The following is a 20,120-nucleotide window of genomic DNA, read 5'->3' as shown; positions in this document are numbered from 1 at the left end:
GGAGTCATCGGTACGACAGAGGACCGGCCGGAGAAGGGCGATGGCGTGAAGCAACTGCGGATCGGAGTGCTCGCTGTGCTGTTCCTGGGGGCCGGTGTGGTCTCCTGGGCCGGTGCCCGCCTCTGGGACTCCGTGGGCGATCTGCCGAGCGTCCCCCTGGCGGCCCCGATCGTGCTGGCCGTCATCGCCGTCGTCCTCACCGCGACCGCGCTGTCCCTGCGGGCCCGGCTCCGGGCCCAGCGGGAACGGCGGCCCGGCGCCAGCGGTGTGGAGCCCCTGATGGCCGCCCGTGCGGTTGTCTTCGGTCAGGCCAGCGCCCTGGTCGCGGCCCTCGTCGCCGGACTCTACGGCGGCACCGGGGTCTTCCTGCTCGGTTTCCTCGACATCCCCGGACGCCGCGACCAGGCCGTGTACGCCGGGTTCGCGGTGCTCGCCGGCATCGCGGTCATCGCCGCCGCCCTGTTCCTGGAGCGCGTCTGCAAGCTGCCCGAGGACGGCGACCACAACGGCCCGCACGGCGGCGGCCCGGCACATGTGGCGTGAGCCGGGGCTCACACCGCATCGGCGGACGGAATCACCGCATCGGCGGGCTGAATCACGTGGGCGACGGCTCAGCGGGCCATGATCAGGCTCATCGCCTCGTTGCGGGTCGCCGCGTCACGCAGCTGACCGCGCACGGCCGAGGTGATGGTCTTGGCTCCCGGCTTGCGGATGCCGCGCATCGACATGCACATGTGCTCGCACTCGACCACGACGATCACTCCGCGCGCCTCCAGGATCTCCATCAGGGAGTCGGCGATCTGCGTGGTCAGACGCTCCTGCACCTGCGGGCGCCGGGCGAAGACGTCGACGAGCCGGGCGAGCTTGGACAAGCCGGTGATCTTCCCGCTGGTCGCCGGGATGTAGCCGACGTGCGCCACCCCCCGGAAGGGGACCAGGTGGTGCTCGCAGCAGCTGAAGACCTCGATGTCCTTGACCAGGATCAGCTCGTCGTGGCCCAGGTCGAACGTCGTGGTCAGCACGTCGTCGGGCTTCTGCCACAGCCCGGCGAATATCTCCTTGTACGCCCGCGCGACGCGGCCCGGGGTCTCTCGGAGGCCTTCGCGGTCGGGATCCTCGCCGACCGCGATGAGGAGCTCTCGTACGGCGTTCTCGGCACGCTTCTCGTCGAATTCGCCGATGGTGCCCTCGCCGTCCAGCGTCACCGGGTCGATCATGTGTGCCTCGTTCCTGTGCTCAGACCTGCGGGCATACACGAAATGCCGCACCTCCCAGGCTAAACCTGGGAGGTACGGCATTAATTCCGGGGCCGGAGGACCGTCGGCGGCCGGCAGCCCGGCCGGGCGGTCTCAGCTCTCGGCGGGGTTCTCCACGACCGCCTCCGTGACCGTGTCCGCGGGGGTCGCGCTGCTGGAGCCGTTGGCCGTGTTGGTCAGGGCCAGCTCCTTCGGCGAGAGCACCGGGGGACGGGTCGACGGGGTGCGGCGCGAGGAGCCGGTCCACGCCGGACGGGCCGGGCGCTTGACCACGGTGGCGAAGATCTCGGCGATCTCCTCCTTGCCCAGCGTCTCCTTCTCCAGCAGGGCGAGGACCAGGTTGTCGAGGACGTCGCGGTTCTCGACGAGGATCTCCCAGGCCTCGTTGTGCGCGGCCTCGATGAGCTTCTTGACCTCTTCGTCGACCAGCGCCGCGACCTCTTCGGAGTAGTCGCGCTGATGCGCCATCTCCCGGCCCAGGAAGGGCTCGGTGTTGTCGCCGCCGAACTTGATCGCGCCGAGCCGCTCGGTCATGCCGTACTGCGTGACCATCGCGCGGGCCGTGGTGGTGGCCTTCTCGATGTCGTTCGCGGCGCCCGTGGTCGGGTCGTGGAAGACGAGCTCCTCGGCCGCGCGACCGCCCAGCATGTAGGCCAGCTGGTCGAGCATCTCGTTGCGCGTGGTCGAGTACTTGTCCTCGTCCGGCAGGACCATGGTGTAGCCGAGGGCGCGGCCGCGGGACAGGATCGTGATCTTGTGGACCGGGTCGGAGTTCGGGGAGGCCGCCGCGACCAGGGCGTGTCCGCCCTCGTGGTACGCGGTGATCTTCTTCTCCTTGTCCGACATGATCCGGGTCCGCTTCTGCGGGCCCGCCACGACGCGGTCGATCGCCTCGTCCAGCATGTGGTTGTCGATCAGCTTCTTGTCGCTGCGCGCGGTGAGCAGCGCGGCTTCGTTGAGCACGTTCGACAGATCGGCGCCGGTGAAGCCCGGCGTGCGGCGGGCGACTGCCGACAGGTCGACGTCCGGGGCGACCGGCTTGCCCTTCTGGTGGACCTTGAGGATCTCCAGGCGGCCCTGCATGTCCGGTCGGTCGACGGCGATCTGCCGGTCGAAGCGGCCGGGACGGAGCAGCGCCGGGTCGAGGATGTCGGGCCGGTTGGTGGCGGCGATCAGGATGACGCCGCCCTTCACGTCGAAGCCGTCCATCTCGACGAGGAGCTGGTTCAGGGTCTGCTCGCGCTCGTCGTGGCCGCCGCCCAGACCGGCACCGCGGTGCCGGCCGACGGCGTCGATCTCGTCGACGAAGACGATGGCGGGGGCGTTCGCCTTGGCCTGCTCGAACAGGTCGCGGACCCGGGAGGCACCGACACCGACGAACATCTCGACGAAGTCGGAACCCGAGATCGAGTAGAACGGGACACCGGCCTCGCCCGCGACGGCGCGCGCGAGCAGCGTCTTGCCCGTACCGGGCGGGCCGTAGAGCAGCACACCCTTGGGGATCTTGGCGCCGACGGCCTGGAACTTGGCGGGCTCCTGCAGGAACTCCTTGATCTCCTGGAGTTCCTCGACCGCCTCGTCGGACCCGGCCACGTCGGCGAAGGTCGTCTTCGGGGTGTCCTTGGTGATGAGCTTGGCCTTGGACTTGCCGAAGTTCATGACCCTGGAGCCGCCGCCCTGCATCTGGTTCATCAGGAACAGGAAGACGACCACGATGAGCACGAACGGGAGCAGCGAGAACAGGATCCCGACGATCGGGTTCTGCTTGTCCGGCGAGACGGTGTAGCCCTTCTCCAGGTCACCGCTGTCGTACTTGGCCTGGAGCTTGTTGGCCAGCGCGACGCCCTGCTCGCCGTTGATGTAGTTCGCCTGGATCTTGTCGCTGTCGTCGACCTTCTGGCCGTCCTTCAGCTCGATCTTGATGGTCTGGCTGTCACCGGTGGTGATCTTGGCCTGCTTGACCTGGTTCTTGTCGATCGCCTGGACGACCTCGGCTGTGTCCACCGACTTGTAGCCGCCGGACGAGCCGACGACCTGCATCAACACGACCACGGCGAGGACGGCCAGCACGATCCACATGACCGGCCCACGGAAGTATCGCTTCACGTCCATCCATACGGGGCGGCGATGCCGCCCCGTCCCTCCTGCCCGTTGGTAGTCGCTGCTTGGGAAGCTGCTGTGCCTGCGTTTGAAGCTACTGTGACTGTTCTTCGGACGGTACCCCAGCTTGTCACCCGTGACCGTACGGTACGCCTGACAAACCCGTCTTCCCCTGCTCCAACGGCGGGGGACGGTCTCCGGTTCCCGCTCCGGGCGGCTCCGCGGAATCCGCGAAGCCGCCGGTGGTGCGCGTCAGCCGCCGTACACGTGCGGCGCGAGCGTGCCGACGAACGGCAGGTTGCGGTACTTCTCCGCGTAGTCCAGGCCGTACCCGACCACGAACTCGTTCGGGATGTCGAACCCGATCCACTTCACGTCGATGGCCACCTTGGCGGCGTCCGGCTTGCGGAGCAGCGTGCACACCTCGAGGGAGGCGGGCTCGCGGGAGCCGAGGTTGGAGAGCAGCCAGGAGAGCGTCAGACCGGAGTCGATGATGTCCTCGACGATCAGGACGTGCTTGCCCTTGATGTCGGTGTCCAGGTCCTTGAGGATGCGCACGACCCCCGAGGACTGGGTGCCCGCGCCGTAGGACGAGACGGCCATCCAGTCCATGGTGAGGGGCGTGGACAGGGCGCGCGCCAGGTCCGCCATCACCATGACGGCGCCCTTCAGCACGCCGACGATGAGCAGGTCCTTGCCCGCGTACTCGGCGTCGATCTTCGCGGCCAGCTCGGCCAGCTTGGCGTCGATCTCTTCTTTGGTGATGAGCACCGACTTGAGGTCGGCACCCATGTCCTTCACGTCCACCCGCTCATCGCTTTCTTGGTCGCCCTCAGCCGCCCGGATCCTGGTCGAGGATGCCGGACTCAGCTTTGCCGGATGACCAGTCTGCCACCCTGCCGACGGGCCTCCACTCGGCCGGGCAGGTTGATGGCGCCCTGGCCGCGCCATCCCGTGATGAGCCGGTCGACTTCCTCGATGTGCCGGGCGAAGAGCGAACCCGCAGGTGAACCCGCTGTGATGACGGCCCGACGGAGCACCCGGCGGCGCACCGCGGCCGGGAGGCAGAAGAGCTTGGCGCACTCGAGCTGTCCGTCCCCGTCGCGGACGGAGGCGTCGGCGTCGGCGGCCCACGCGTCGAGGGCGTCGGCGTCGTCGCGGGACAGCTGGGCGGTACGGGCGAGGGCCTCGACCACTCCCTTGCCGAGAGCTTTCTCCAGCGCGGGCAGGCCTTCGTGGCGCAGCCGGGAGCGGGTGTAGGCGGGGTCGGCGTTGTGCGGGTCGTCCCAGACCGGGAGGGACTGCACCATGCAGGCCTTGCGGGCGGTCTGGCGATCGATCTGGAGGAAGGGGCGGCGGTACCGGCCGGCGGCGCCGGTGACGGCGGCCATGCCGGAGAGCGAGCGGATGCCGGAGCCGCGGGCGAGACCCAGCAGGACGGTTTCCGCTTGGTCGTCGCGGGTGTGGCCGAGCAGGACGGCGACGGCGCCGAGCTGCTCGGCGGCGGAGTCCAGGGCGGCGTAGCGGGCGTCCCGGGCGGCGGCCTCGGGACCGCCTTCGCGGCCGACGGTGACGGCCAGCGACTCCACGGGATCGAGCCCGAGTCCGGTCAGCCGGTCGGCGACCTCGGCGGCGCGCTGCGCGGAGCCGGCCTGGAGGCCGTGGTCGATGGTGATGCCTCCGGCCCGGAGGCCGAGGCGCGGCGCCTCGAAGGCGAGGGCGGAGGCGAGCGCCATGGAGTCGGCGCCGCCCGAGCAGGCGACGAGCACGAGCGGGGGCGCGGCCGTGCCGCGGTCGGTGTTGGCTTCGGTGAGAACGTCGTGGAGTACGCGGCGGACCGCCAGGCGTATCGCCGCGACCGCAGGATGGGGACCCATGTCCGCTGCCCTTCGGTGATGTCGGGGTGCCTCGGGTGGTGGGGAGAGGCTCGGTCACTCAGAGTGCGTCGATGGTGACAGAACCGAGCCGTTCCCCGAGCATTGCACGCCTACGCATGCCCCACGGTCCCTCGGACGGGTGATGCTGTGTACTTCGGGGGGACGCTCTGCCGCACTGGTGTCAGGGTTCCGGCTTCCGGTGCACCCGCGCGATCCAGTCCGCCGGTTTGGCGATCTCCGCCTTGGTGGGGAGGGTGTTGGGGGAGGTCCACACCCTGTTGAAGCCGTCCATGCCCACCTCCTGCGCGACGGCGCGCACGAAGCGCTCGCCGTCGCGGTACTGCCGCAGCTTGGCGTCGAGGCCGAGGAGCTTGCGCAGCGCCTGGTCGAGCCTGCCGGCGCCCCGGGCCCGGCGCTGCTGGAACTTCTCCCGGATCTCGGCGACGGTCGGTACGACGGTGGGGCCGACGCCGTCCATCACGAAGTCCGCGTGGCCTTCGAGCAGCGACATCACGGCGGTGAGCCGCCCCAGGATCTCGCGCTGGGAGGGCGTCTGCACGATCTCGACGAGGCTGCGGGCACTGTCGCCCTCCTCACCCTCGGGGCGGCTCCCGGCGAGCGACTGGGCCGCCTCGCGGAGCCGTTCCAGCACGGTCACGGGGTCGACGTCGGTCTCCGCGAGGAACGCCTGGATCTCGCCCTCCAGGTGGTCGCGGAGCCAGGGCACCGCGGTGAACTGGGTCCGGTGGGTCTCCTCGTGGAGGCACACCCACAGCCGGAAGTCGTGCGGGCGGACGTCGAGTTCGCGCTCGACGTGGACGATGTTCGGCGCGACGAGCAGGAGCCTGCCGCCGCCGTTCGCACCGCCGGGGAACTCCAGTCCGGGCGGGGCGAAGGTCTCGTACTGGCCGAGGACGCGGGACGCGAGGAACGACAGCAGCATGCCCAGCTCCACGCCGGTGACCTTGCCGCCGACGGCGCCCAGGACGGCTCCGCCGGGGCCGCCGGCGCGGCGCTCCTGCATCTTGTCCAGCAGGGGTCGCAGGAGCTCGCGGAAGCCCGCGACGTTCGCCCTGACCCAGCCGGCCCGGTCCACCACCAGGACGGGGGTGTCCCCCCGGTCGCCCTGGGGCGTCAGGCCGGTGAACGCCCGCACATGCTCCTCGGAGGCCCGCGCATGGCGGCGCAGCTCGGCGACGACGGCTCGCGCCTCGTCCCGGCTCACCTCCGGGCCGGGCCGCACGAGACGCGTCGCGGTCGCCGCGGCGAGGTTCCAGTCGACCATCTCGGCACCACCGATGCTCGTCATGCGTCAACGGTACGTGCTGGCCGGGTGGTCCGGTCAGGTGTCGTACCCGCCCGGGGCCGCAGCGGTCCCTTCCGCGGCGTCCGCCCGCGCCTGAGTGGCAAGGCGCTCCATGGCGTCCGGCCAGGCGATCGGGAGGCGGTCCGCGGGGACCTCCCAGTACACGAAGGTGGAGCTCCCGGTGACGGACCGCATGGACTTCATGATGCTCCGGTGCGGCTCGGTGCGGGCGTACGCGTGGAGGGCGTCGCGGTCCTGCCACGCGGAGAGCGTGTAGAAGCACCGCCCCAGTGGACGGGCGACGAGCGAGGCGCCGTAGGCACCGGGCGCGCGGCGCACCTGTCCCCAGGCCGCGAAGGACTTCAGGAGGAACCGCGGCACGTCACGGAGGGACCGCACCTCGAAGCGCGAGGCCATGACGAAGGCCCGGGCTCCCGGCGGGGCGGGGTTCGGAGTCGTCCAGGGAAGTGTGGGCACGGTGCTCGCCTCCTTGTTGGAGAGTGACACTATCCATACTAGACAGTGACACTGTCCAATAGCCAGAGGGCGAGGGAGCAGGAGCACGTGCGCATTTCCGAACTGAGCCGCCGCAGCGGCGTGTCGATCCCGACGATCAAGTACTACCTGCGCGAGGGCCTGCTGCCGCCCGGCCGCGCCACGGCCGCCACGCAGGCCGAGTACGGGGAGGCACACATCCGGCGGCTGCGGCTGGTCCGCGCGCTCATCGGGGTGCGGGGCCTCTCGGTGAGCGCCACCAAGGAGGTCCTGGCCGCGGTCTCCGAGCACGAGAGCGATGTGCACCAGGTGCTCGGCCTCGTCCTCGGCGCACGACCGGCCGGCCCCGCGTACGGGGCAGGCGAGACCGCGCCCCGTACGGAGGATCCCTCCGTCGAGGCCCTGCTCGCCGAGCTGGGCTGGCAGGTCTCGCCCCGCTCCCCCGCCCGGAAGGTCGTCGCCGAGACCCTGGAGACCCTGCGTTCCTTCGGCCTGGACGCCGACTGGCGGGGCCTGCTGCCCTACGCCGACCTGGCCGCGCGGACCGCGGCACTGGACCTCGACCAACTGGAGGGCATCGACGACCCGCTCGAACAGGCCGAGCGCGCGATGCTCGTCACGGTCCTCCTGGAGCCGACGCTGCTGGCGCTGCGCCGACTGGCACAGGAGGACGCGTCCGCGAGGCGTGCATCCGGGGCGCAAGGCGCCTCGGGCGGCTGAGCCGGCGCCCGCGACGCGGCATGCCGGCTGAGACGCGGTCCGGCGACGCGGCATGCCGGCTGATACGACGTCCGGACCCCTCAGGAACCGCCACGGCAGCCGCACGCGCTCACCGCGGAGGCGAGGCGGTCGAGGGCCGGCTGGGCCGAGGACGCGTCCGCACCCGCGGACAGGAAGGCGAACGTCAGCAGTCGGCCGTTCGCGTCGACGACCGTGCCGGCCAGGGTGTTGACCTGGTTGAGGCTGCCCGTCTTGGCGCGGACGACGCCCCCGCCCGTCATCCCGCCGGAGGCGAGGCCGCCCTGGCCGGACCCGAAGCGGGTGGTCAGCGTGCCGCTGAACCCGGCGACGGGCAGACCGGTCAGCACCGGCCGCAGCTCGGGGTGCTCCGGCCCCGCGGCCAGGGCGAGCAGCCGAGCGAGCAGACCGGCGGACAGCCGGTCGTCGCGGCTGAGCCCGCTGCCGTCCGCGAACCGCGCCCCGTCCACCGGCAGGCCGAGCTTCCTCAGCTGTCCGGCGACCGCCTCCCCCGCGCCCGCGAAGTCGGCGGGCCGCTTCGTGGCGAGGGCGGTGTGCCGGGCCAGGGCCTCGGCGAGGTCGTTGTCGCTGACGGTGAGCATCCGCTCGACGAGGGCGGACAGCGGCCGGGAGCGGGTCTCGGCGATCGTGACGGCGCCCTTGGGCGCCGTCCGGGCGACCGGGCCAGAGCCGGTCGCGACACCGCGTTCGCGCAGCAGCGCGGCGAACGCGCGGGCGGCGTCCCCGGCCGGGTCAGGGGACCGGTCGGCGGGGCCCGCGTCCGAACCCTCGGGACGCCCCTCGTTCGTCATCAGGGGGACGACCGGCGCGATGTTGGGGTTCTCCCCGATGGAGTGCCGGACGGGCCCGGAGTACAGGGAGGTGTCGTACGCCAGCACGACCTCGGTGAGCTTCCTGGCACGTACCGCCCGGGCCGTGGCGTCGGCGAGGGTTCGCAGCCCGGCCGTGTCGAGTGTGGGGTCCCCGCCGCCGACCAGGACGACGGTCCGGTGGTCGGCGGTCGCCCGCACGGTGGTGGGGATGCGATGCGCGGGACCCAGCGCGCTCAGTGCGGCGACACCCGTTGCGATCTTGATCGTGGAGGCGGGCGTCATGGCGTCGCCGGCCCGGTCCCCGTACAGCTGCTCGCCCGTCACCGCGTCGAGGACGGCCGCGGAGCGGTCCGGTCCCAGCCCGGGATCGTCCAGCAGTGGGCCGAGCGCGGCGACCAGCCCCGCCCTGCCGGGGGCGTCGGCTCCGGCGGACACGGCGAGCACGGCGGGCGCGCTGGGGGCGGGCGCCGGGGTCCCGGCGGGGGCGGGACGGGCCGGCCGGGCGTGATGTGCGCCACCCGACCGCGGCACGGCGGCGGCCCGCGCGCGTTCCGCCGTACGCTGGCCGGCCTCCCACGGGCCGGCCGCGGCCACCGCCACGGAGGCCATGACCAGGCCCAGTACGGCGGCACCGGCCGTGAACTGCCACACGGGGGCTCCGGCGGGACTCCGGCGGGAGAACGCGGTCAGCTGCCGCATCACGGACCAGCCCCTTTCGCGATCAAGCACATGCGTAGGGGACACTTAATCACTGCGGCTTGCCGCGAGCATGGCACCCCGGTCCGCATGGCAGACCGATCCTGCCCGGGAGCCGGGTTCCATGCGGACGGCAGCATCATCCGACGTATGTGTTGATCATGGAGGAGCCACCCGTGGAGTTCGACGTCACCATCGAGATCCCGAAGGGTTCGCGGAACAAGTACGAGGTGGACCACGAGACCGGTCGGATCCGCCTGGACCGTCGACTCTTCACTTCCACCAGCTACCCCGCCGACTACGGCTTCGTCGAGAACACCCTCGGCGAGGACGGCGACCCGCTGGACGCGCTGGTCCTCCTGGACGAGCCCACCTTCCCGGGCTGCCTGATCAAGTGCCGCGCCATCGGCATGTTCCGGATGACCGACGAGGCGGGCGGCGACGACAAGCTGCTCTGCGTCCCGGCCTCGGACCCGCGTGTCGAGCACCTGCGCGACATCCACCACGTGTCGGAGTTCGACCGCCTGGAGATCCAGCACTTCTTCGAGGTCTACAAGGACCTGGAGCCCGGCAAGTCCGTCGAGGGCGCGAACTGGGTCGGCCGTGCCGAGGCCGAGGCCGAGATCGAGGCCTCCTACAAGCGCCTGGAGGCGCAGGGCGGCGCCCACTGACGCGCACAGCGGAGCGATGACGGCGGGCGGTGCACCTCGGGTGGTGCACCGCCCGCCGTCCTTCCCGGACACGCCCGCGCCCCCGTCCGGACGGGGGCGCGGGCGTGTCCGGGCACGGGGGCGCCGGACGTGCCCGGGCATGGGAGCGTCGTACGGGGCGTGTCCGGGCACGGGCGCCGTACGCGGCAGGTACAGACACGGTGGCCCCGTACGCGGCAGATACAGGCACAGGAGCGCTGTACGGGCCGCGTGCGTGTGCCCGGAGCCCGCGAGGGTATGCGGCCGCCTGCGCGGTCACGTCGCGGCCGCACGGTCACGTTCCGGCCGCCTTGGGCGGCACTCTGCGACGCCCGCCGTACGGATGGACGTACGAACCGTGCCGATACTGGGTGCGTGAGCGAACGATGACCGAATCCGAGGGTCCGGGTGACCGGAAACCCACTTCCGACGAGGCGCACAGCGCCTTCACCCCGCCGCCCGGCACGGAGCCGCCGGCGAGGTCCGAGGACGAGCACCCCACATCGGAGTTCGCCGTTCCGGAGGGACTGACCATCGGTCCGGCGCCCGGTCCGGCCGCCTCCGCGTTCCCGCCCGCCGAGGACGCGCCGAAGGTCCGGCTGACCAAGGACACGCACTGGCAGGACGAGATGCGCACCATGCTGCGCATGCCGGCGGCCGAGCGGCCGGCGGCGGAACCGGTGCAGCGGACGGCGGGGGAACCGGCCGGTGCCGCGCCGCGCGTCCTCGACCTGACCCTGCGCATCGGCGAGCTGCTGCTCTCGGGAGGCGAGGGCGCCGAGGACGTCGAGGCGGCGATGTTCGCGATCAGCCGGGCGTACGGACTGGACCGCTGCGAACCGACCGTCACCTTCACGCTGCTCTCGATCACGTACCAGCCGTCGCTGGTGGACGACCCCGTAACGGCGAACCGGACCGTGCGGCGGCGCGGCGCCGACTACACCCGCCTCGCCGCGGTGTACCGGCTGGTGTCCGCCATCACGGCGGAGGCGCACGACGTCACGCTGGAGGAGGCGTACCGGCGGCTGGCGGTGATCCGCCGCAACCGTCACCCGTACCCGGGCTGGCTGCTGACCGTGGCGGCGGGGCTGCTCGCGGGGGCGGCCTCGGTTCTGCTGGGCGGCGGGCCGGCGGTCTTCCTCGCGGCGACGGCCGGGGCGATGCTCGGCGACCGGCTGGCCTGGCTGTGCGCGGGCCGCGGGCTCCCGGAGTTCTACCAGTTCGTCGCGGCCGCCATGCCACCGGCCGCGATGGGCGTGGGCGTCAGCATGCTGCACGCCGGTCTCCGGCCGTCCGCGGTGATCACCGGAGGACTGTTCGCGCTGATCCCCGGCCGTGCGCTGGTCGCGGCCGTCCAGGACGGGCTCACCGGCTTCTACATCACGGCGTCGGCCCGGCTGCTGGAGGTCGCCTATCTGTTCGTCGGCATCGTGGTGGGCGTCCTGACCGTGCTGTACGGGGGCGTGCAGCTCGGCGCGACCCTCAATCCGGAGGGGGCGCTGAACCCGGTCGAACGGCCCGTGGTGCAGATCCTCGCCGCGATGGTGCTGTGCCTGACCTTCGCCCTGCTGCTCCAGCAGGAGCGGGGCACCGTGCTGTTCGCCGCGGCCAACGGCGGCGTGGCCTGGGTGATCTTCGCGGCGATCACCTTCACGGGAAACGGGTCGCCGGTGCTGGCTACGGCGGCCGCGGCGGGCCTGGTCGGCCTGTTCGGGCAGCTGATGTCGCGCTACCGGTCGACGTCGTACCTGCTCTACGTCACGGCGGCGATCGGGCCCCTGCTGCCCGGCAGCGCGGTGTACTTCGGGGTGCTGGCCATCGCCCAGAACAACATGGACGAGGGGATCACCTCGCTCGCCAAGGCCGCGGCACTGGCCCTGGCGATCGCGATTGGCGTGAACCTCGGCGCGGAGATGGCCCGGCTGTTCCTCAGGACCCCGGGCGCGGCGCGCAGCGCGGCGAAGCGCACCCGGGGGTTCTGATCCCGGGTGGGTCCGGGGTCAGCGCTTGGCGTGGCGGCCGCGCTGCGAGGGCGGCGTGGAGTCCCCGGGCCCGGCGGCGTGGTCGGTGGCGTACGGGGCGACCGCGGCCTTCTTGGACTGGCTGCGGGCCCGGATGAACTCGATGACGATCGGGATCACGGAGAGCACCACGATCCCGATGAGGATCATCTCGATGTTCTTGTGCACGAACTCGACCTTGCCGAGCGCCGCGCCGAGCAGGGTGACCCCGGCGCCCCAGAGGACACCGCCGATGACGTTGAAGGTGATGAACGAGCGGTAGTTCATCCGGCTGACGCCGGCGATGATCGGCGTGAAGGTCCGCACGATCGGCACGAAGCGGGCCAGGACCAGGGACTTCGGTCCGTACTTCTCGAAGAACTCGTGGGCCTTCTCGACGTTCTCCTGCTTGAACAGCTTGGAGTCCGGGCGGCTGAAGAGCGCGGGCCCGACCTTGCGCCCGAAGAGATAGCCGACCTGGTCGCCCGTGATCGCCGCGAGCACGATGAGGGTGCAGACGAGCCAGAGCGGGAGGTCGAGCTTTCCGGCGGTGACGAGCAGGCCCGTGGTGAAGAGCAGCGAGTCACCCGGCAGGAAGAAGCCGATGAGAAGGCCGGATTCGGCGAAGACGATGACCAGGACCCCGATCAGGCCGAACGTGGTGATCAGATAGTCCGGGTCCAGCCAGCTCGGTCCGAGCGCAAGCGTATTCACGGGTTCCGGGCTCCTGGGTCGAGAGGCGGGCAAGGCGGCGCGGCGCAGGCGGTGCCGCATACGGGATGGGCGGCCTGCGTGGTGCTGGTGCGGTGCCCAAAGCTATCAACGCCTCGTGACGACCCGTAGTTCCAGCGGCCCTCCCAGGATGCACGGTGCCCGCGGCCGGACAAAGCTTGCGGTGAAGCCGGACAAATCCCACGGATGGGGCGGACCGTTCCGACGGTCGACCCGTCCGGCGGGTGTGACCGATCCGCACGCCACCGACCCGCCGGTGACCGATCCGCACGCGACCGACCGTCGGTGACCGAAGGCGACCGACCCGCGGGTGACGCGTCCGCCGGGATGAGCCGGCGGGCCCGACAGGAAGGAGGCGGACCCATGGGCATCGACGAGTACGGCGGCGGCCAGGGCGCTCAGTCCGACGTGCTGGTGGTGACGACCAACGATGTGCCCGGCTACCAGGTCGACCACGTGATCGGCGAGGTCTTCGGCCTGACCGTCCGCTCACGGCATGTCGGCAGCCAGATCGGCGCGGGCCTGAAGTCGCTGGTGGGCGGCGAGCTGAGGGGTCTGACCAAGACCCTGGTGCAGACCCGCAATCAGGCCATGGAACGGCTCGTTGAGCAGGCCAGGGCCCGCGGCGCGAACGCGGTGCTGATGTTCCGCTTCGATGTGACCGAGGCCGCCGACGTGGGCACGGAGGTCTGTGCCTACGGGACCGCGGCCGTGATCAGCAAGGCGTCGTGATCGCATGGCATTGCACACCGGAAGCACTGGACACGGAGAAGAGGGCCGTGAGGGCAGGGAACGCCGCAGGCTGTCCCTGAACCCGTTCTACGGCGTGGCCGACCCCACGGGCGGCATGGAGACGGCGCCGCCGAAGCACCGGCTGCCGGACGATCCGATGCCGCCGACGACCGCGTACCAGCTGGTGCACGACGAGCTGATGCTGGACGGGAACGCCCGGCTGAACCTCGCGACGTTCGTGACGACCTGGATGGAGCCCCAGGCCGCCCAGCTGATGGCGGAGTGCCGCGACAAGAACATGATCGACAAGGACGAGTACCCGCGGACCGCCGAGCTGGAGCGCCGCTGCGTGGCGATGCTCGCGGACCTGTGGCACGCACCCGACCCCGGGAAGGCCGTGGGCTGCTCGACGACCGGTTCGAGCGAGGCGTGCATGCTCGCCGGAATGGCGCTGAAGCGCCGCTGGGCGAAGAAGCGCGGCCCCGGCGCCGGCCAGCCGAACCTTGTGATGGGCATCAACGTGCAGGTGTGCTGGGAGAAGTTCTGCACCTTCTGGGACGTGGAGCCTCGGCTGGTGCCGATGGAGGGGAACCGGTTCCATCTCGATCCGCAGGCCGCCGCCGAGCTGTGCGACGAGAACACCATCGGCGTGGTCGCGATCCTCGGTTCCACCTTCGACGGCAGCTACGAACCGGTGGCCGAGGTCTGCGCCGCCCTGGACGCCCTTCAGGAACGGACCGGTCTGGACGTCCCGGTCCACGTGGACGGCGCGTCGGGCGCGATGGTGGCGCCCTTCCTCGACGAGGACCTGGTCTGGGACTTCCGGCTGCCGCGGGTGGCGTCGATCAACACCTCGGGCCACAAGTACGGGCTCGTCTACCCCGGGGTCGGCTGGGCGCTGTGGCGGTCCCCGGCCGAGCTCCCGGAGGAGCTGGTGTTCCGGGTGAACTACCTCGGCGGTGACATGCCGACGTTCGCGCTGAACTTCTCCCGGCCGGGCGCACAGGTCGTGGCGCAGTACTACACGTTCGTACGGCTCGGGCGGTCGGGATTCCAGGCGGTGCAGCAGACCGCGCGTGACGTGGCGCAGGGGCTGTCCCGGAGGATCGAGGCGCTGGGCGACTTCCAGCTGCTGACGCACGGCGACCAGCTGCCGGTGTTCGCGTTCACCACGGAGCCGGGGGTCGAGGCGTACGACGTGTTCGACGTGTCGCGGCGGCTGCGGGAGGAGGGCTGGCTGGTGCCCGCGTACACGTTCCCGAAGAACCGCCAGGACCTGTCGGTGCTGCGGATGGTGTGCCGCAACGGCTTCTCCGCCGATCTCGCCGAACTGCTCCTGGAGGATCTGGAGCGGCTCCTGCCGGAACTGCGGGCACAGCCGGAACCCTTCAGCCGGGACAAGGCGGCGGCGACATCGTTCCACCACTGACCGGCGGGACGTTCCGCCATCGCCCGGACCGCCGGTGCCCGGACCTGACCGCCGGTCCGGGCGGGGCCGTTCAGCGTTCGTCGTCCTCGTGGGGCGTCCCCGTCGCGTACGGGTTCTCCTGGCCGTCCGCGAGGACGCCGACGAACGGCTCGCCCTCCCCGGCGAAGGTGTAGGCGCCGCCCTCGATGCGCTCGATCAGGCCGCGGGTCCAGGCCGCGTCGGCATCGGCCGAATGGACCCACATGTTCATGATCTCGCCGATGTGGCCGAGCTCTTCGGTGCCGCTGCCGGGGGTGTAGTACTCGGTGACGGTCGTGCGCCACTCGGTCAGGCCCCGGACGCGTTCCTTCAGGAGGGCGACCGCCTCGCCCCGGGGCAGATCCACGATGAAGCCGACGCCGGCAGAGAGGACGTCCGTCTTCTGGCCGTGCGAGGTGAGCGCCTCGCGGAGCAGCGCGAAGTACTCGGCGGTGCCCTGCTCGGTGATCTCGTACTCGGTGCGCGGGGGGCCGCCGACGGTGCTGGGGGCGGTCTCGTGGGCGTGCAGCAGTCCCTGCTTCGCCATCTGCTTGAGCGCGTGGTAGATCGACCCCGGTTTGGCGTTCGACCACTCGTGCGCGCCCCAGAACTCCAGGTCGTTGCGCACCTGGTAGCCGTGCGCGCGCCCGTGCTGGCGTACGGCTCCGAGGACCAGCAGCCGGATCGCGGACATCGGCCTCTCCCGTTCTCATCAACTTTGACTAGGTTACCGGGAGAGGCCGGGGCGGTGTGCCGGATACGTCCGGGCGGGCTGCCGATCAGGCGGGCCGTTCCGGGGGCCCGAGGATGCGGTCCCGGGGGGGCGGTCCGGGACCGGCCAGATGCTGCAGACGGCGGCCGCCGGGATCAGTCCCAACTCTCTCCGGTCTCCAGGGCCACGAGCGCGAAGGCGGTCTTCCCGTCCAGCGACTCCCGGACGATGTCGGCGTGGCCCGCGTGGCGGCCGATCTCCTCCACCAGGCGCAGCAGCAGCCGGCACATCGACACCCCGCCCCCCTTCGGGAACACGGCGCGTCGGGCAGCGGGAACGTGTCGTCCGGACTCGGCACGGACCGGATGAACTCCTCGGGAGGGTGCTCAGCCCCTAGAAGGGGAACTCGGTACGGCCGTGCTGCACGGAGATCCACTTCTGGGTGGTGAAGGCCTCCACCGTCGCGTCGCCGTTCAGCCTGCCCAGTCCGGAGTGCTTCTCGCCGCCGAACGCGACGAGCGGCTCGTCCTGGATCGTCGAGTCGTTGACGTGGAACATCCCGGTGACGATGCGCTTGGCGAAGCGGACACCGCGCTCGGCGTTGCCGGTGTGGACGGCGCCGCTCAGCCCGTACGGACTGTTGTTGGTGATCCGGACCGCCTCGTCCTCGTCGTCGAAGGACGACAGCAGCACCACCGGCCCGAAGACCTCCTGCTGGGCGAGGGCCGAATCCCCGGCCGGACCGGCCAGCACGGTCGGCTCGACGAGCGTGCCCCGGGTGGCGCCCCGGACGAGTGCGGTCGCACCCTCGGCGAGCGCCTGGTCGACGAACGCGGACAGCGCCTCGGCCTGGAAGGTGTTGATGACCGGCCCGATGTGGGTGCCGGGATCCGCCGGGTCACCGGTCCGCAGCTCCTTGACGCGGCGGACGAACTTCTCGGTGAACTCATCCTCGATCGCCCGGTCCAGCAGGATCCGGTTGGCGGCCATACAGACCTGGCCCTGGTACACGAACCGGCTGAACAGGGCCGCGTCGACGGCGTAGTCGACATCGGCGTCGTCGAGCACGACGAGCGCGCTGTTGCCGCTCAGCTCCAGCACGACGCGCTTGAAGAGGCTCCCCGCCACCGCCGCGACGTGCCGGCCGACCCGGTCCGAGCCGGCGAACGAGATCACCTTCGGTACGGGATGCCCTATCAGCGCGTCACCGATCTCCGCGCTGTCGGTGACCACGACGTTCAGCAGCCCGGGCGGCAGGCCCGCGTCCTCGAAGATCTTCGCGATGAGGCCGCCGCCGACCACCGGGGTGTTCTGGTTCGGCTTGATGACGACGGCGTTGCCGAGCGCGAGCGCCGGGGCGACCGACTTCAGGGTGACCAGGAAAGGGAAGTTGTAGGGGCTGATGACACCGACGACACCCACGGGAAGCCGGTAGAGGCGGTTCTCCTTGCCGTCCACTGGCGACGGCAGGATCCGCCCCTCGGGACGCAGCGCGATCCGCACGGCCTCGCGGAGGAACTCCTTGGCGAGACGGACCTCGTACGCGGCCTTGGGCCGGGTGCCGCCCAGCTCGTCGATGATGGCCTCGACGATCTCGGCCTCGCGCTCCTCGACGATCCGCAGGGCGCGCTCGAAGACCAGCCGCCGGGTGTAGGGATTGGTCTCCGCCCACCCCACCTGGGCCCGTTCGGCGGCGCGATAGGCCTCGTCGACCTCGGCGACGGTGGCCACGGTGATCGCGGCGAGCTTCTCGCCGTTGTACGGGTTGAAGTCGATGATGTCCCACGAGCCGCTGCCGGTCCGCCACTCGCCGTCTATGTACTGGTGAGCCAGGTCGGTGAAGAAGGACATGCGATCCCTTACTGCAGGCCGGTGCAGACTCCTGTGAGCGATTGTCATCCTACTGACGGGTCAAGCCTGTTGGAGTGATCAGGACAGCTGGAGCAGGCCACGGAGGAGGTCGCGGCTCTCCGCCGCACCCGGGCTGTCCGCCTGGAGCCGGGCCATGACCCGCTCGTACTGACCGACCTCCTCCGCCTTGTCCAGATACAGCGCACTGGTGAGCTGCTCCAGGTAGACGAGGTCGGACAGGTCGGACTCGGGGAAGCGCAGCAGCGTGAAGGCCCCGCTCTCCCCCGCGTGGCCACCGAAACTGAACGGCATCACCTGAAGGGTGATGTCCGGCTGCTCCGATACCTCGATCAGATGCCTCAGCTGGGCGCGCATCACGTCCCGGCCCCCGTAGGGGCGGCGCAGCGCGGCCTCGTCGAGGACGACGTGGAGCTGCGGCGCCCGCTCGGAGACGAGGACCTTCTGCCGCTCCAGGCGCAGGGCGACACGCCGTTCGATCTCCGCCGCCGGGGCGCCCGGCATTCCGCGGGAGACCACGGCGTGTGCGTACGCCTCGGTCTGGAGCAGGCCGTGGACGAACTGGACCTCGTAGACCCGGATGAGCGAGGCGGCGCCCTCCAGGCCGATGTACGTCTGGAACCAGCCGGGCAGCACGTCGCCGTAACTGTGCCACCAGCCCGCGACGTTGGCCTCCTTGGCGAGGGCGAGCAGGGAGCCGCGCTCGGCGTCGTCCGTGACTCCGTAGAGCGTCAGGAGGTCCTCGACGTCCCTGGCCTTGAAGCTCACCCGTCCCAACTCCATGCGGCTGATCTTTGACTCCGACGCGCGGATCGAGTATCCGGCGGCCTCCCGGGTTATCCCGCGCGACTCGCGCAGACGCCTGAGCTGGGAGCCCAGCAGAATGCGCCGGACCACGGAGCCCCCGCCCGGGCCTCCGGCCTGGGCGTGTCCCCAGTCACCTGCGGTCACTTCTCCCACCCTCCCCATCCGACGGTGAGCCGCAGTCTGCCACCAATCGCGCTTCAGCCCGTACTCGTTCGATTACGGAAATGGCCAACCCTGGAATCTGCCCCATGGAATAAACAGCCAAGAACCGGCACGGTGTCGGCCAAGTCGGGCGCGTGCACGTGCATCTGCCCTTGCATCCGCCCTACGCATTCGGGAACCATGGTCCCCGCGCACCTGCGTGCTCGTTCGTCTTGCGCTTTTCACCGCCACGGCCGCGAATCCCGGGAGTGCCTCGCATGGGGACGAATGGATCGACCATGCTCGAGCCGTTACGGCGGGGCCTGCCCCCGCTCGACCCCGCGGCCGTGTCCGGCTCCGCCACCTGCGCACTGCCCGCCCGGTACGAAGCCGTGCGCGGGGCACGCCAGTTCACCCGGTCCACACTGGACCGCTGGGGACTGGCCGACTCCTTCGACGACGTCGCCCTGGTCGTCTCCGAACTGGTCACCAACGCGCTGCGCCACGCCCTGCCCGCCGACGCCGCCCGCGACACCGACCCCCCGGTGCGGCTGCATCTGATGCGCTGGGCCTCACGGCTGGTGTGCGCGGTACGCGACCCCAGCCAGGAGGGCCCCGCGGTGCGGCCGGCGGCGGACTGCACCGACGACTGCTCCGCGGAGTCGGGCCGCGGGCTGTTCCTGGTCGAGTCGTTCTGCGACAGCTGGGGCTGGCACCCCTCGTCCCTGTGCGAGGGAGAGGCCCTGCCGGTAGGCGGGACGCGGCACGGCAAGGTGGTCTGGGCACTGTTCCGGCTGCCGGCCGTCGGACAGTAGCCGGCGCGAGTACGGGCGCCGGCGCACGCGCCACGGCCGCCGCGTGCCCGACGCCTGACGCCGGAACGGCGGTTGGCGTCGGGCGGGGCGCGGTCGTCGGGAGGCGGTGCCTAGCCCCCGGCCACCAGGTGGTCGAACTCCCCGTCCTTCACCCCGAGCAGCATCGCCTCTATCTCCGCCCGCGTGTAGACGAGCGCGGGCCCGTCGGGGTGCCGTGAGTTCCTGACCGCCACCCGGCCGCCCGGAAGTCTGGCGAATTCCACGCACGATCCCTGCGAGTTGCTGTGCCGGCTCTTCTGCCAGACGACTCCCTCAAGCTCTGTGGCCGCCATGCCGTTGTACGCCTGGTGCACAGGCCGCCCCCAAAGAAGGTGCAGAGGTCAACTTCCCCGGATCATAGCTGCGTTCACATGCACACGCATGAGCATATGCACGTGCACGCGCTGTGGTTCTCCAGCTACACAGCAGCGGCGTTCTCCGGCTGCACAGGGAAAGAGACGCGGTCCGCGGCCTTCCGGCTCCCGCGCCGGCGAGCGAAGGCCGCCGGCGGTCGGAGAGGCGTCAGCGGGCGGAGGTGGTGTACGGCAGCAGCGCCATCTCCCGGGCGTTCTTGATCGCGACGGCCAGTTGCCGTTGCTGCTGCGCCGAGACACGGGTGACCCGGCGGCTGCGGATCTTCCCGCGGTCGGAGATGAACCTCCGCAGGAGGTCGGTGTCCTTGTAGTCGATGTAGTCGATGCCTGCCCGGTCCAGTGGGTTCGGCCGGGACTTCGGCGGCTTGCGGTCGGTACGGCGGGCCATGCGGTCCTTCGCTTCCGTAGGGAGTCGGTGGGTGAGGGGTCGGTTCGCCGGGGATCCGTACGTCGGGAATCCGA

Annotated in this window: 20 protein-coding genes and 1 pseudogene; 7 read left to right on the top strand and 14 right to left on the bottom strand. The window is 71.0% G+C overall.

Annotated features, from left to right (window positions below; translation table 11 throughout):
* The first annotated feature begins 45 nt into the window (after nucleotides 1-45).
* The gene (locus tag ACZ4Z5_RS27605; protein ID WP_468267384.1) at nucleotides 46-543 is read left to right on the top strand and encodes a DUF3180 domain-containing protein; all 498 of its coding nucleotides are present in this window, start codon (nucleotides 46-48) and stop codon (nucleotides 541-543) included.
* 68 nt (nucleotides 544-611) lie between these two features.
* Here ACZ4Z5_RS27605 and folE read toward each other — a convergent pair whose 3' ends face one another.
* From folE to ACZ4Z5_RS27575, 6 genes are all read right to left on the bottom strand, one after another.
* Nucleotides 612-1,217: a GTP cyclohydrolase I FolE gene (folE, locus tag ACZ4Z5_RS27600; RefSeq protein ID WP_468267382.1), complete on the bottom strand. Its 606-nt coding sequence runs from the start codon at nucleotides 1,215-1,217 to the stop codon at nucleotides 612-614.
* Between the two features lie 132 nt (nucleotides 1,218-1,349).
* On the bottom strand, nucleotides 1,350-3,368 hold the full coding sequence (gene ftsH / locus ACZ4Z5_RS27595) for an ATP-dependent zinc metalloprotease FtsH (protein WP_468267380.1): 2,019 nt from the start codon (nucleotides 3,366-3,368) through the stop codon (nucleotides 1,350-1,352).
* A gap of 240 nt (nucleotides 3,369-3,608) precedes the next feature.
* Entirely contained in the window at nucleotides 3,609-4,148 is a 540-nt protein-coding gene (gene hpt / locus ACZ4Z5_RS27590; RefSeq protein WP_468267484.1) for a hypoxanthine phosphoribosyltransferase, read from the bottom strand.
* 74 nt (nucleotides 4,149-4,222) lie between these two features.
* A complete protein-coding gene (tilS, locus tag ACZ4Z5_RS27585; RefSeq protein WP_468267378.1) occupies nucleotides 4,223-5,233 on the bottom strand; it encodes a tRNA lysidine(34) synthetase TilS in 1,011 nt (336 codons plus the stop codon).
* A gap of 181 nt (nucleotides 5,234-5,414) precedes the next feature.
* Entirely contained in the window at nucleotides 5,415-6,542 is a 1,128-nt protein-coding gene (locus tag ACZ4Z5_RS27580; protein ID WP_468267376.1) for a zinc-dependent metalloprotease, read from the bottom strand.
* A gap of 33 nt (nucleotides 6,543-6,575) precedes the next feature.
* Nucleotides 6,576-7,016: a DUF3291 domain-containing protein gene (locus ACZ4Z5_RS27575; RefSeq protein ID WP_468267374.1), complete on the bottom strand. Its 441-nt coding sequence runs from the start codon at nucleotides 7,014-7,016 to the stop codon at nucleotides 6,576-6,578.
* A gap of 87 nt (nucleotides 7,017-7,103) precedes the next feature.
* Here ACZ4Z5_RS27575 and ACZ4Z5_RS27570 point away from each other — a divergent pair, with 87 nt between their 5' ends.
* Complete coding sequence (locus ACZ4Z5_RS27570) at nucleotides 7,104-7,754, top strand: MerR family transcriptional regulator (RefSeq protein ID WP_468267372.1); 651 nt, start codon at nucleotides 7,104-7,106, stop codon at nucleotides 7,752-7,754.
* Between the two features lie 80 nt (nucleotides 7,755-7,834).
* Here ACZ4Z5_RS27570 and dacB read toward each other — a convergent pair whose 3' ends face one another.
* Nucleotides 7,835-9,304: a D-alanyl-D-alanine carboxypeptidase/D-alanyl-D-alanine endopeptidase gene (dacB, locus tag ACZ4Z5_RS27565; RefSeq protein WP_468267370.1), complete on the bottom strand. Its 1,470-nt coding sequence runs from the start codon at nucleotides 9,302-9,304 to the stop codon at nucleotides 7,835-7,837.
* Between the two features lie 173 nt (nucleotides 9,305-9,477).
* Here dacB and ACZ4Z5_RS27560 point away from each other — a divergent pair, with 173 nt between their 5' ends.
* Together ACZ4Z5_RS27560 and ACZ4Z5_RS27555 are read left to right on the top strand one after the other, a co-directional pair.
* A complete protein-coding gene (locus ACZ4Z5_RS27560) occupies nucleotides 9,478-9,972 on the top strand; it encodes an inorganic diphosphatase (RefSeq protein ID WP_468267482.1) in 495 nt (164 codons plus the stop codon).
* Between the two features lie 404 nt (nucleotides 9,973-10,376).
* Nucleotides 10,377-11,972, top strand: a complete 1,596-nt coding sequence (locus ACZ4Z5_RS27555) for a threonine/serine exporter family protein (protein WP_468267368.1) — start codon at nucleotides 10,377-10,379, stop codon at nucleotides 11,970-11,972.
* A gap of 18 nt (nucleotides 11,973-11,990) precedes the next feature.
* Here ACZ4Z5_RS27555 and ACZ4Z5_RS27550 read toward each other — a convergent pair whose 3' ends face one another.
* The gene (locus ACZ4Z5_RS27550) at nucleotides 11,991-12,704 is read right to left on the bottom strand and encodes a DedA family protein (protein ID WP_468267366.1); all 714 of its coding nucleotides are present in this window, start codon (nucleotides 12,702-12,704) and stop codon (nucleotides 11,991-11,993) included.
* Between the two features lie 381 nt (nucleotides 12,705-13,085).
* On the opposite strand from ACZ4Z5_RS27550, the gene ACZ4Z5_RS27545 reads away from it, so the two are divergent.
* Together ACZ4Z5_RS27545 and ACZ4Z5_RS27540 are read left to right on the top strand one after the other, a co-directional pair.
* On the top strand, nucleotides 13,086-13,454 hold the full coding sequence (locus tag ACZ4Z5_RS27545; RefSeq protein WP_468267364.1) for a YbjQ family protein: 369 nt from the start codon (nucleotides 13,086-13,088) through the stop codon (nucleotides 13,452-13,454).
* Between the two features lie 4 nt (nucleotides 13,455-13,458).
* Nucleotides 13,459-14,883, top strand: a complete 1,425-nt coding sequence (locus ACZ4Z5_RS27540; protein WP_468267363.1) for a glutamate decarboxylase — start codon at nucleotides 13,459-13,461, stop codon at nucleotides 14,881-14,883.
* Between the two features lie 70 nt (nucleotides 14,884-14,953).
* Here the strand turns inward: ACZ4Z5_RS27540 and ACZ4Z5_RS27535 are convergent, their stop codons facing one another.
* The 4 genes and pseudogenes from ACZ4Z5_RS27535 to ACZ4Z5_RS27520 all read right to left on the bottom strand — a co-directional run bounded on the left by ACZ4Z5_RS27535 (nucleotide 14,954) and on the right by ACZ4Z5_RS27520 (nucleotide 18,451).
* Nucleotides 14,954-15,595: a PadR family transcriptional regulator gene (locus ACZ4Z5_RS27535; protein ID WP_468267361.1), complete on the bottom strand. Its 642-nt coding sequence runs from the start codon at nucleotides 15,593-15,595 to the stop codon at nucleotides 14,954-14,956.
* Nucleotides 15,596-15,768: 173 nt separating this feature from the next.
* Nucleotides 15,769-15,989, bottom strand: a pseudogene (locus ACZ4Z5_RS27530) (mycothiol transferase); the annotation flags it as partial.
* Between the two features lie 17 nt (nucleotides 15,990-16,006).
* Entirely contained in the window at nucleotides 16,007-17,464 is a 1,458-nt protein-coding gene (locus tag ACZ4Z5_RS27525; protein WP_468267359.1) for an aldehyde dehydrogenase family protein, read from the bottom strand.
* Nucleotides 17,465-17,542: 78 nt separating this feature from the next.
* A complete protein-coding gene (locus ACZ4Z5_RS27520) occupies nucleotides 17,543-18,451 on the bottom strand; it encodes a helix-turn-helix domain-containing protein (protein ID WP_468267357.1) in 909 nt (302 codons plus the stop codon).
* A gap of 257 nt (nucleotides 18,452-18,708) precedes the next feature.
* Between ACZ4Z5_RS27520 and ACZ4Z5_RS27515 the strand changes: the two genes are divergently transcribed.
* On the top strand, nucleotides 18,709-19,245 hold the full coding sequence (locus ACZ4Z5_RS27515) for an ATP-binding protein (protein ID WP_468267355.1): 537 nt from the start codon (nucleotides 18,709-18,711) through the stop codon (nucleotides 19,243-19,245).
* Between the two features lie 110 nt (nucleotides 19,246-19,355).
* Here ACZ4Z5_RS27515 and ACZ4Z5_RS27510 read toward each other — a convergent pair whose 3' ends face one another.
* Together ACZ4Z5_RS27510 and rpsR are read right to left on the bottom strand one after the other, a co-directional pair.
* On the bottom strand, nucleotides 19,356-19,598 hold the full coding sequence (locus ACZ4Z5_RS27510; protein ID WP_468267353.1) for a DUF397 domain-containing protein: 243 nt from the start codon (nucleotides 19,596-19,598) through the stop codon (nucleotides 19,356-19,358).
* 208 nt (nucleotides 19,599-19,806) lie between these two features.
* Complete coding sequence (gene rpsR, locus ACZ4Z5_RS27505) at nucleotides 19,807-20,046, bottom strand: 30S ribosomal protein S18 (RefSeq protein WP_468267351.1); 240 nt, start codon at nucleotides 20,044-20,046, stop codon at nucleotides 19,807-19,809.
* Nucleotides 20,047-20,120 lie beyond the last annotated feature (74 nt).

The sequence above is a fragment of the Streptomyces sp. NPDC030222 genome, from assembly GCF_055573115.1.
This window is presented reverse-complemented; position numbering and strand designations above follow the sequence as displayed.